Raw genomic sequence first — 11,067 nt, 5'->3', positions numbered from 1 at the left:
GGTTTGGGCTGATATCTGCGGACAGAAGCGCTTTTAGACAAGGCCAGCTTCGCTGTCCAGAAACTGTGCAGAGAGATCAGAGGGTTGCCGCAGGCGCGTAATCCCGTTGCAATCCCGTTGAAAGGCACCGAACGCGCGTTGACAGGCTTGGCCGGGCTGTGGTCTCTACCCATCTGTATCGTACGGCCACGTCGGGAGAGACCGGCACTGGTGCCGGCGCCGAAGGAGCAACCGCCCCGGAAACTCTCAGGCAAAAGGACCGCGTGGCTTTGACAGCATCTGGAAAGAGGCGCCGACGGGCTTAAGGCTCGGACTGCGTCCGCCGACGGGATAATACTCTCAGGCACAGCGACAGATGGGGCTTCGACTGGTGTCCACGGGGAATCCTCCTCGGGGAACCGCCGAGGGCCCCCTGTGATGCTTGCACGCGACGACCGAGATTCCCTTCAACGTACGCCCCTTCACGCGCTGCATGTGTCGCTCGGCGGCAAGATGGTGCCGTTCGCGGGCTATGACATGCCCGTGCAATATCCGGCGGGCGTGCTGAAAGAGCATCTGCATACCCGCAGCTCCGCCGGTCTGTTCGACGTCTCCCACATGGGACAGATCGCGCTCCGGCCGAAGTCGGGCAAGGTCGAGGACGCCGCCCGCGCGCTGGAGCGGCTGGTGCCGCAGGATATCGTCGCAATTGCACCGGGGCGGCAGCGCTATGCCCAGTTCACCAATGTGGATGGCGGTATTCTGGACGATCTGATGGTCGCCAATTTCGGCGATCATCTGTTCCTCGTCGTCAATGCCGCCTGCAAGGCCGAAGACGAGGCGCATCTGCGCGCGAATCTGTCCGACGACTGCATCATTGATTCGCTGAGCGACCGCGCCCTGATTGCGTTGCAGGGACCGAAGGCGGAATCGGTGCTGGCGAAATTCTGTGCAGAGGCGCCCACCATGAAGTTCATGGACGCCGGCCCGCACAAGGTTGCCAGCATCGACTGCTTCGTCTCGCGCTCCGGTTACACCGGCGAGGACGGTTTTGAAATTTCGGTTCCCGCAGGCGACACCGAACGCCTCGCCAGGACGCTGCTGGAGACCACAGACGTGCTGCCGGTCGGGCTCGGCGCCCGCGACAGCCTGCGGCTGGAAGCCGGGCTCTGTCTCTACGGCCATGACATCGACACCGAGACCACGCCGGTCGAAGCCGCTCTGGAATGGTCGGTGCAAAAGAGCCGCCGCACGGGCGGTGCCCGCGCCGGTGGCTTTCCCGGCGCCGAGAAAGTTCTTGCTCATTTCGATGAGGGCGCGAGCCGCCGCCGCGTCGGCCTGCGCACCGAAGGCCGCGCGCCGGTGCGCGAGGGAGCGCTGCTGTTTGCAGACGCAACCGCAGGCGAGCCGATCGGCAAGGTCACATCGGGCGGCTTCGGCCCGAGCCTGAACGCGCCGGTCGCGATGGGCTATGTGCCCACGAGCCAAAGCGCGCTCGGCACAGCAATCTTCGCCGAGGTGCGCGGCCAGCGCTTGGCCGTGCAGGTCGCCGCCATGCCTTTCGTGAAAAACACCTACAAACGCTGAGGACAAGAAAATGACCACGACGCTGTTTACCTCCGACCATGAATGGCTGGCCATCGACGGCGACGTCGCCACCGTCGGCATCACCGACTACGCGCAGTCGCAGCTCGGCGATGTCGTGTTCATCGAGCTGCCCAAGGTCGGCCGCACGCTGAAGAAAGCCGAAGCCGCCGCCGTCGTGGAATCCGTGAAGGCCGCCTCCGACGTCTACGCGCCGATCTCTGGCGAAGTGCTCGAGGTGAACGCCGCGCTCGGTGGTGAGCCGGCGCTGGTGAATTCGGATGCGCAAGGCGCAGCCTGGTTCTTCAAGATCAAGATTGCCGACAAGAGCGAGCTCGGCGGCCTCATGGATGAAGCCGCCTACAAGGCACACACGGCGTGAGATGAAGCAGACTCTAACCTCATTCTCAGTGTCATCATCCGCGAAGGCGGATGATCCAGTACGCCGCAGCCGATCGGCTCAATCACGAACGCCCGCGATTACTGGATGCCCCGCCTTCGCGGGGCATGACGGCGACAGCGATATCTAAAGCGAGGACCCATGATGACCGCGCACCGCAAATCCAACGGCGACACCGCCTCCTTCGTTCGCCGCCACATCGGCCCCTCCGCGCGCGACGTCACCGCGATGCTGGAGACCGTCGGCGCTAGAAGCGTCGACGCGCTGATGGGGGAAACGCTGCCGGCCTCGATCCGGCAGGCCGCCCCGCTCGATCTCGGCAAGCCCTTGAGCGAGACCGAGGCGATCGCGCATATGGCCGAGCTTGCCGCCCAGAACCAGGTCTTCACCTCGCTGATCGGCCAAGGCTATTCCGGCACGATCCTGCCCCCGGTGATCCAGCGCAACATTCTTGAAAATCCGGCCTGGTACACGGCCTACACGCCCTATCAGCCCGAGATCAGCCAGGGCCGACTGGAGGCGCTGCTCAACTTCCAGACCATGATCTGCGATCTCACCGGGCTCGACGTCGCCAACGCCTCGCTGCTCGATGAGGCGACCGCGGCGGCCGAAGCGATGGCGCTCGCGGAGCGGCACTCGCGGGTCGAAGCGAAAGCCTTCTTCGTCGACAAGGACGTGCATCCGCAGACACTCGCGGTGATGCGCACCCGCGCCGAGCCCTTAGGGTGGACCCTGATCGTCGGCGATCCCCTCGCCGATCTCGACAAGAGTGACGTGCTTGGCGCGCTACTGCAATATCCGGGCTCATCGGGCGCAGTGCGCGATCTGCGGCCCGCGATCGCAGCACTGAAGGCCAAGGGCGCGCTCGCGATCATTGCCGCCGATCTCTTGGCACTGACGCTGCTCGCCTCGCCCGGCGAGCTCGGGGCCGACATCGCGATCGGCTCGGCGCAGCGCTTTGGCGTGCCGATGGGTTATGGCGGGCCGCACGCGGCCTATATGGCGGTGCGTGATGCATTGAAGCGCTCGCTGCCCGGCCGCATCGTCGGCCTCTCCGTGGATTCGCGTGGGCAACCCGCCTATCGCCTCGCGCTGCAGACCCGCGAGCAGCACATCCGCCGCGAGAAGGCGACCTCCAACATCTGCACCGCGCAGGTGCTGCTCGCCGTGATCGCCTCGATGTATGCGGTCTATCACGGCCCCGAGGGCCTGATCCAGATTGCGCGCAATGTTCATCGCCGCGCCGCCGTGCTCGCCGCCGGCCTGCGCAAGCTCGGCTTTGCGCCGCAGTCCGAAAGATTCTTCGACACGCTCAGCGTGGATGCCGGCGGCAAGCGCGATGAGATCGTCGCGCGCGCGGCGGCCGAGAAGATCAATCTCGGCCTCGGCAATGGCAGCTTGCGCATCGCGCTGGACGAGACCACGACGCCTGCAACGGTGGAAGCGGTCTGGCGCGCGTTCGGCGGCAAGCTCACTTACGCCGAGTTAGATGCGACCACGCGCGAGGCGCTGCCTGACGCGCTGAAGCGCACCACTGATTTCCTCACCCATCCGGTGTTCCACGCGCATCGCTCGGAGACCGAGATGCTGCGCTACATGCGCAAGCTCAGCGATCGCGACCTTGCGCTCGACCGCGCGATGATTCCGCTCGGGTCCTGCACCATGAAGCTGAACGCGACCACCGAGATGATGCCGCTGACCTGGCCGGAGTTCGGCTCCCTGCATCCCTTCGCGCCACGTGAGCAGGCAGAGGGCTATCACGCGCTGTTCGCACGGCTGGAGAAGTGGCTGTGCGACATCACCGGCTATGACGCGATCTCGCTGCAACCCAATTCCGGCGCGCAAGGCGAATATGCCGGCTTGCTCGCAATCCGCGGCTATCATGCGGCGCGTGGGCAGAGCCATCGCAAGATCTGCCTGATCCCCTCCTCCGCCCACGGCACCAACCCGGCCTCGGCCGCGATGGTCGGCATGGACGTGGTGGTGGTCGCTTGTGAGGCGAACGGCGACGTCGACGTCAATGATCTCCGCGCCAAGGCCGAGAAACACTCGGCCAATCTCGCCGCGGTCATGATCACCTATCCCTCGACGCATGGCGTGTTCGAGGAGCACATCCGCGAGATCTGCGACATCGTGCATGGCCATGGCGGCCAGGTCTATCTCGACGGCGCCAACCTCAATGCGCAGGTCGGCCTGTCCCGGCCGGGCGATTACGGCGCCGATGTCAGCCATCTCAATCTGCACAAGACCTTCTGCATCCCGCATGGCGGCGGCGGCCCGGGCATGGGCCCGATCGGCGTCAAGGCGCATCTCAAGCCGTTCCTGCCGGGCCATCCCGCAACGAATGGGGACGCGCCAATCGGCCCGGTCTCGGCCGCGCCGTTCGGCTCGGCGTCGATCCTGACGATCTCGTATATCTACATTCTGATGATGGGCGGCGAAGGCCTGAAGCGCGCGACCGAGATCGCGATCCTCAACGCCAACTACGTCGTAGCAAGGCTCGATGCGCACTTCCCGGTGCTCTACAAGAACGAGAAAGGCCGCGTCGCGCATGAGTGCATCGTCGACCCCCGCGCGCTCAAGACAACCAGCGGCGTCACCGTCGACGACATCGCAAAGCGCCTGATCGATTACGGCTTCCACGCCCCGACCATGAGTTTTCCGGTGCCGGGCACGCTGATGATCGAGCCGACCGAATCGGAATCCAAGGCGGAGCTGGACCGTTTTTGTGATGCCATGATCGCGATCCGAAAGGAGATCGCCGAGGTCGAGGCCGGCCGCTTCAAGATCGAAGCGTCGCCGCTGCGTCACGCGCCGCATACGGTGCACGACATTGCGGATGACGATTGGACCCGCGCCTACAGCCGCGCCGAGGGCTGCTTCCCCGCAGGCACCTCGCGCACCGACAAATACTGGTGCCCTGTGGGGCGCGTCGACAACGTCTATGGCGACCGCAATCTGGTGTGCTCCTGCCCGCCGGTGAGCGATTACGCGGAAGCGGCGGAGTAAGGCGCTACGGAGGTCTCGCAGGGTGGGTTAGCCGAAGGCGTAACCCACCACATCAGCTTCCGCAGAGACGAACAGCGGTGGATTACGCCTTCGGCTAATCCACCCTACGGTCTGAACTTAGGGCGCTACCAGCGAACGCGTCTCGCGATCCCATCGCCACAGCCGCTCGTTGGTCAGGTGAGTGCCGCCCCACCAGCGATGGATAGAGTTATGCCGGGAGAAGTCATCTTCGGCCTCTACAACGGCCTGCCCAAGCTTGGTGAGCGCAACCTTGCCGTTCTTGTACCGACCCCAACGAGCCTCCTCGCTCTTGTCGAACGGAGTTTCGCCGAGACCGAAGACAAGCGGCTGCGGGCACTGTGCCAGTTCATCGAATAGATCCATCGCCTCGCGCTCGTTAAATATCTCTCGGAAATGAGCGGCATAAAGCAGCTCGCGCGGATCGGTGCATCCGTCGTCAAGATATTCCAGCATCCTCTGCTCGGTCGCGCCCAAACCGTTCGAGCTATCGGGGAGCTCTTCGAATAGCGCAATCATCGCGGGGCGAAGTCGGGGAAGGATCGTCGTATCCTGCAGCAGCAGGTCGAAACACGTCTGCGGCGCCGGGCCCCGGTAGGCCTGCCATGCCTTGCTGGCGAGCGCCAGATGACGGTCCGAGATCTTGAGCACCGGCAGCTTCCACCGAGCCAGGGAGTCCGGGCGGTAGTTCGCGATTCTGTCGTCGGCCTGAACCAGGCTCAGCTTCGAAATGACCTCCTTGTGGGGACGAAGCACGTCGAGCAACCAGACGAGGATGAGCTGATCATTGGCTTGTGGGTCGGCCCAGATTTCGATGGAATCGAACCGGTCGCAGAACTCGAGAAGACCACGATCTCTGTTGGTGGATCGACGAGCCCCCATGCGGCAACAATGATCAAGCCAATGCTTGCCGTCACCGTCGTGTTTCGTCGAGCGCGGCTCCAGCAAGATCGCAAGCTCGGCTTCCGACGGCAGCATCCCCGGCACAAGGCGAAGGTCAAAGCCAACGACCTCATTCGCCAAAAGCGTCGGCTGCAATCGATAAGCCGAAAGGTCATTTGTCGTCAGGATCAAATGTGACACGATCGCCTCTCGAGCAAAACAAACACGCAAAATATGAATGCCGAAAGCAACACGGAATACCCTAGCCAGGCGCAACCAGTGAGCCGCTCTCCGCATCCCATCGCCAGAGCCGCTCGTTGGTCAGGTGAGTGCCGCCCCACCAGCGATCGATCGCATTGTGGCGGCGAAAATTCTCGTCGCCCGCCAGCACCGCCTTGCCGAACTCGGTGAGCGACAATCGCGATCCTTTGTAACGATCGAGGCGGCCTGAATCATTGTGCATGTCCGGGGAAAACGGGCCTTCATCCAGTCCCGACACCACCGGCCTCTCGCACCGCGCGAGCCCATCAAGCAGCGATCCAACTTCCCAGTAATCGAAGACGCGCCGTTCGTTGCCTTTCTGATGTCCCGGGAAGACGTCAAAGGGCTGCGCCTCGCCTGGCGCAACTAGCTCAAGTATTCGCGTTTCCGTGGCTCCACGACCAGTGGTGACGTTCGGAAGCTCTTCGAGCAGATCAACCACGCACCGCTCAAGCTGCGGAAGCAGACTCAAATCCGCTCTGAGGAGGTCAAACCAAGCCTGCGGCGTCGGCGCACGATAGGCTTGCCATGCACGACCGGCCAGTTCAAGGTGATCTTGCGAGGGCTTGGCAGTCGGGGGATTTAACTTCTCAGGTCGCTCCGGATCGGCGCCACCAAAGGCAATGTCTAGCTGACGCACAACGAGTTTCGAAACCGCCGCTCTCTTGCAGCCGCAATGGTCAAGCATCCAGAGCAGAATTAATTGCGCAATTGGCTCTGATCCCACCCACAATTCGCTCGAGTCACATTCAGGGAACAACTCGATCAATCCGCGATCCTGCGCACCCAATTCCTCGAGGCGCCAGGACGGCGTATCGTCGAGCCAACGAAGGCCGTGTGGCTGCGTCCTACGCGGCGCAAAGAACGCGTCGAGCTCGGCATCCGACGGCAACGCCCCCCAGACCAGCCGGCGCTCAATTGCAATCACGAGATCCGCAAGGCCGGCGCGCTGGATGGCGCCAGCGGTGGACGAGTCTGTCGTGACAATGAGCCGCGTCATGTTCGCTGCCTCAAGGCTTCGTTAAAACAGAACCGTAGCGCCACAGCCGATCATTGGTCAGATGCGTGCCGCCCCACCAGCGATCGATCGGATTGTGGCGGCTGAAATCCTCCTGATGGGCCAGGACAGCCTTTCCGAACTCGGTCAACGACAGCCGGCTACGCAGATAAGCGTCCTGCCGCGCCCTCAGATTCTCCCGGTCGATTGCACGCAATTCCTCATCCAGCCCTGCAATCACGGGTCTCGGACCTAACGCAAGTGCGTGGAGCAACCATCCCAACTCAAACTCGCTAAAAACGCGCGTACGGCGAAGACTACGCAGGTGGAACAGCGCGTTCGTCCGCTCATAGCCTCGGGCAATGAGCTCCAGAAACCGCATCTCCGTCGCGCCAAGCCCCGTCGAATTCGATGGAAGCTCCGCGAGCAGATCGATCAAGGCCAGTCTTAGCATCGGCAAGGCACTCAGATCCCCGTGAACGAGATCGACGCAGGCCTCAGGCGTTGGCGCGAGGTAGGCTTGCCAAGTCAACCTTGCCGTTTCGAGTTCATCCGAAGTGATATCGATAGCGGGAATGTAGGACAGCGACTTACCAATGTTCGCCGCCTCCTGTGAGATGAGATCGAAGGCAATCAGTCGTAGCTTTGACTTGGCCAACATCTCTGGATGGGAGCGGAGATAATCGAGCAGCCAGATCAGCTGGAGTTGATCATTTGGGGTCCGATCGAACCACAATTCCACGACGCTGTAGTGTTGGGAGAACTCGGTCAGCGAGAGATCGCTGCGATCTTCAGCATCTTGCGGCCAACGTCCGACGAAGTCTGACCAGTGAGCCCCAGGCTTCGCTGTTTCCGAGTGAGCGGCGACATAAACTGCAAGTTCGTTGAGAGGCAGCGGCCCATCGACGCAACGGAACATGAATGGGATGACGACATCGGCAAGACCCGAGTGCATGAGATCGAGGCCGGACGGACCCGTCAGAATCACACGCTTCATCGCCTAAATACTCCAGGCAAAACGAAACAGGCGCTGAAGACGTCGGCAACTCAACGTCCTCAACGCCCGCTCCTCGCGAAAAACTCTTCGCGTTTAGGTTTACTCGTCCGCCGGCTCTTCGCCGTCGGCGTCGCGTTCGGGGCTGCCGGCGAGAATTTGCTCGGCGATCAGGCCGGAGTTCTGGCGGATCGAGGTCTCGATCTTGGCGGTGATATCGGGATTGGCCTTCAGGAACGCTTTCGAATTCTCGCGGCCCTGACCGAGACGCTGGCTGTCATAGGAGAACCAGGCGCCGGACTTTTCGACGATGCCGGCCTTGACGCCGAGATCGAGGATCTCGCCCATCTTGGAGACGCCCTCGCCGTACATGATGTCGAACTCGACCTGCTTGAACGGCGGTGCCAGCTTGTTCTTCACCACCTTGACGCGGGTGGTGTTGCCGACCACTTCGTCGCGCTCCTTGATCGCGCCGATGCGGCGGATGTCGAGACGGATCGAGGCATAGAATTTCAGCGCATTGCCGCCGGTCGTGGTTTCCGGCGAGCCATACATCACGCCGATCTTCATGCGGATCTGGTTGATGAAGATCACCATGGTGTTGGACTTGTTGATCGAGGCCGTCAGCTTGCGCAGCGCCTGGCTCATCAGACGGGCCTGGAGGCCCGGCAGCGCATCGCCCATCTCGCCCTCGAGCTCGGCCTTCGGCACCAGCGCCGCGACCGAATCGATCACCAGCACGTCCACCGCGCCCGAGCGCACCAGCGTGTCGCAGATTTCCAGCGCCTGCTCGCCGGTGTCCGGCTGCGAAATCAGGAGCTCATCGATATTGACGCCCAGCTTGCGCGCATAGACCGGGTCGAGCGCATGCTCGGCGTCGATGAAGGCGCAGATACCGCCCTTCTTCTGCCCTTCCGCCACCGTGTGCAGCGCCAGCGTGGTCTTGCCCGAGGATTCCGGCCCGTAGATTTCCACGACGCGCCCCTTCGGCAGGCCGCCGATGCCGAGCGCAATATCAAGCCCCAGCGAACCCGAGGAGATCGCCTCGACATCCATCGAACGGTCGTTCTTGCCGAGCCTCATCACCGAGCCCTTGCCGAACTGGCGCTCGATCTGGGAGAGCGCGGCGGCCAGAGCTTTACTCTTGTCCATGGAGGATCCTTCGACGATACGCAGCGCAGTGGTGGACATCGGGTCGTGCTCCTTATGGCGAGGATTCGGGTGCGGGACAAACGATTGGCGGGCGGGCTGTCGATAAAAGCAACGTACCTCATTTGTTCCGGGTTCGCAATATGTTCTTTTTCGGAATTGGGCGTTGGCCTGTTTGAACCCCTAGTGTCCTAAATTGGATTTGGGAGTGTCCTGATTTGCGGAACCGGGACAAGACCGGCTGTTCTCCGGCCCAGAACAGGTTGTGATATAATCGTACCTGGTTTGTTCTGTATGTATTAAACCGTGTATTTAAAAGCGGAACACGCATTAGGTAAGGCCGCCTCGGTTAGCGCCCCTTGATATGGCAATAGCGGCACTTTCGGCTCCCTCTCCGCGCATAGCGCGGGTCCCGCAAATTTCCCAGTGTCCTATCCCCCTCCGCGGGTGTCCCGTCCCGGGACATGAACCTTGGCACAACACATGCAGACACATCGGTATCGGGATTTTACAATTTCCCTCCCGGGGCTGGAAAGCCGCCGCCCGCGCGACATTTAAGCGGGCGGCGCTTTTGCTTGGCGCTTCGGGGGCTGAAAAGCGCCAAGAGAGCCACGCAAGCACTGATCGCGGTGGTGCGCATGTGCCTATGTAGAAGCGACGTGTCCTAATCCGAAATAGCCAGTGTCCTAATTGGGACAGCACCCGGACTTTGGGATTGCCCGCGTCTCCCGGCTTGAATCTGGGAGGTCACAAGCTTGCATTTTAATGCTACGGCTTGTAACGCTTTATTTGTAGCGCTACAAATCGTCTTGCTCGAACAATCTCAGGAGGAGTGATGAAGTCGATTGTCACGATCGCTCTCGCACTGGTCATCTTCGCCGGCTCGGTATCGGCGCAAGCGCAGACATCGTGCGCTCCGAAAGCCGGTCCCAAAATTACGAAGAAGTGGCAGATGCACGACGGCTGCCATAGCCGGTACGCCCAGATGCTGGGGAGACCCTGCCACTAGGGCCGTTGGCTCAGAGATGACGAGAGGCCGCCTCGGTTGGCGGCCAGATCGTGTCGGTCTTCGTGCCAGACCAACTCCCATCGGTCGAACAAATCGCTGGTCACGGATTCTTTTGACATCGAGTCGACTCTTTCAAGAGAGCCGCCTTCGTTCGCGATCTCATCGTACTACATCAGCCCCAGTACGACTGAAGATGACGCGCATCAAAGACAGATGGGCCGCGCGCCGTCATCATTCCATAATCCTGCGGCACCGAAACCTTTCTGCGGTGTCCGGCTTTTACGGGATGGCACCGCCACAGTGAGGACTTGGGTCATGACGGACAACGCGCATCACGATGCGATCAGGCGCAATCATTTGCTGGAGGCGGCGCATGAGGAGATGGTGAAGTTCGAACGCAAGGAAAACGAGTTCCGCAAGAAGGACCGCGAAGAGCGCGCCGCCGAACTCCAGCTTCCGCTGAACGAGATCAACGTGCACTAGGCCCGCCAGGACGGGCGGCAGAAAGTTGGCCGCAGGCACGAGGGGCCCCGGCATCGCGCGTCGGCATGCACAGCGCCGAGGCCGGTTCTGCGCGATTTTTAAATACCAAGATTAAGTCATTGACCAAGCAGCAAAATCGCCCAGCGACCTACTGTGCATGGGGTTGTTTTCGAGTTTTTTGTTTCGGCCGCCCTCCAGGCCGCAATCCCTACATCACCACCAGCAGCACGATGCCGATGACCAACACCACAAAGCCAGCCGCCGTCGCGGCGGCAAATGACCGCTCTACCTTATCCATGATG

The 11,067-nt window shown here is 61.9% G+C and carries 8 protein-coding genes and 1 riboswitch; of the genes, 4 read left to right on the top strand and 4 right to left on the bottom strand.

Annotated features, from left to right (window positions below; all coding sequences use genetic code 11):
* The first annotated feature begins 182 nt into the window (after nt 1-182).
* Nucleotides 183-271: riboswitch (glycine riboswitch) on the top strand.
* A gap of 146 nt (nt 272-417) precedes the next feature.
* From gcvT to gcvP, 3 genes are all read left to right on the top strand, one after another.
* On the top strand, nt 418-1,566 hold the full coding sequence (gene gcvT / locus ACPPVR_RS15100; RefSeq protein ID WP_426614985.1) for a glycine cleavage system aminomethyltransferase GcvT: 1,149 nt from the start codon (nt 418-420) through the stop codon (nt 1,564-1,566).
* A 10-nt stretch (nt 1,567-1,576) separates the two neighbouring features.
* A complete protein-coding gene (gcvH, locus tag ACPPVR_RS15095) occupies nt 1,577-1,945 on the top strand; it encodes a glycine cleavage system protein GcvH (protein ID WP_426614984.1) in 369 nt (122 codons plus the stop codon).
* Nucleotides 1,946-2,107: 162 nt separating this feature from the next.
* Nucleotides 2,108-4,972 (top strand): aminomethyl-transferring glycine dehydrogenase, encoded by a 2,865-nt coding sequence (gcvP, locus tag ACPPVR_RS15090; protein WP_426616111.1) that lies wholly within the window; start codon nt 2,108-2,110, stop codon nt 4,970-4,972.
* A 117-nt stretch (nt 4,973-5,089) separates the two neighbouring features.
* Here gcvP and ACPPVR_RS15085 read toward each other — a convergent pair whose 3' ends face one another.
* The 4 genes from ACPPVR_RS15085 to recA form a co-directional block, all read right to left on the bottom strand.
* Nucleotides 5,090-6,073, bottom strand: coding sequence for a hypothetical protein (locus ACPPVR_RS15085; protein WP_426614983.1), 984 nt, complete (start codon nt 6,071-6,073; stop codon nt 5,090-5,092).
* Nucleotides 6,074-6,134: 61 nt separating this feature from the next.
* Nucleotides 6,135-7,133, bottom strand: a complete 999-nt coding sequence (locus ACPPVR_RS15080; RefSeq protein WP_426614982.1) for a hypothetical protein — start codon at nt 7,131-7,133, stop codon at nt 6,135-6,137.
* Nucleotides 7,134-7,143: 10 nt separating this feature from the next.
* The gene (locus tag ACPPVR_RS15075; protein WP_426614981.1) at nt 7,144-8,127 is read right to left on the bottom strand and encodes a hypothetical protein; all 984 of its coding nucleotides are present in this window, start codon (nt 8,125-8,127) and stop codon (nt 7,144-7,146) included.
* A 99-nt stretch (nt 8,128-8,226) separates the two neighbouring features.
* Nucleotides 8,227-9,315 carry a recombinase RecA gene (recA, locus tag ACPPVR_RS15070; RefSeq protein WP_426614980.1) on the bottom strand — a complete coding sequence of 363 codons (1,089 nt, stop codon included), beginning with the start codon at nt 9,313-9,315 and terminating at the stop codon, nt 8,227-8,229.
* 1,282 nt (nt 9,316-10,597) lie between these two features.
* Between recA and ACPPVR_RS15065 the strand changes: the two genes are divergently transcribed.
* Nucleotides 10,598-10,765 (top strand): hypothetical protein, encoded by a 168-nt coding sequence (locus tag ACPPVR_RS15065; protein ID WP_426614979.1) that lies wholly within the window; start codon nt 10,598-10,600, stop codon nt 10,763-10,765.
* The last annotated feature ends 302 nt before the right edge of the window (nt 10,766-11,067 follow it).

This window comes from Bradyrhizobium sp. McL0616 (assembly GCF_049993385.1).
GTDB lineage: Bacteria > Pseudomonadota > Alphaproteobacteria > Rhizobiales > Xanthobacteraceae > Bradyrhizobium.
The sequence above is the reverse complement of the archived record's forward strand: the minus strand, read 5'-3'. Positions and strand labels throughout refer to the sequence as shown.

Bases quoted from the DNA above. Each gene is read 5' to 3' on its own strand.
- gcvP (WP_426616111.1), top strand. From the start codon at position 2,108: ATGACCGCGCACCGCAAATCCAACGGCGACACCGCCTCCTTCGTTCGC.
- ACPPVR_RS15075 (WP_426614981.1), bottom strand. From the start codon at position 8,127: ATGAAGCGTGTGATTCTGACGGGTCCGTCCGGCCTCGATCTCATGCAC.
- gcvH (WP_426614984.1), top strand. From the start codon at position 1,577: ATGACCACGACGCTGTTTACCTCCGACCATGAATGGCTGGCCATCGAC.
- gcvT (WP_426614985.1), top strand. From the start codon at position 418: ATGCTTGCACGCGACGACCGAGATTCCCTTCAACGTACGCCCCTTCAC.
- recA (WP_426614980.1), bottom strand. From the start codon at position 9,315: ATGTCCACCACTGCGCTGCGTATCGTCGAAGGATCCTCCATGGACAAG.
- ACPPVR_RS15065 (WP_426614979.1), top strand. From the start codon at position 10,598: ATGACGGACAACGCGCATCACGATGCGATCAGGCGCAATCATTTGCTG.
- ACPPVR_RS15080 (WP_426614982.1), bottom strand. From the start codon at position 7,133: ATGACGCGGCTCATTGTCACGACAGACTCGTCCACCGCTGGCGCCATC.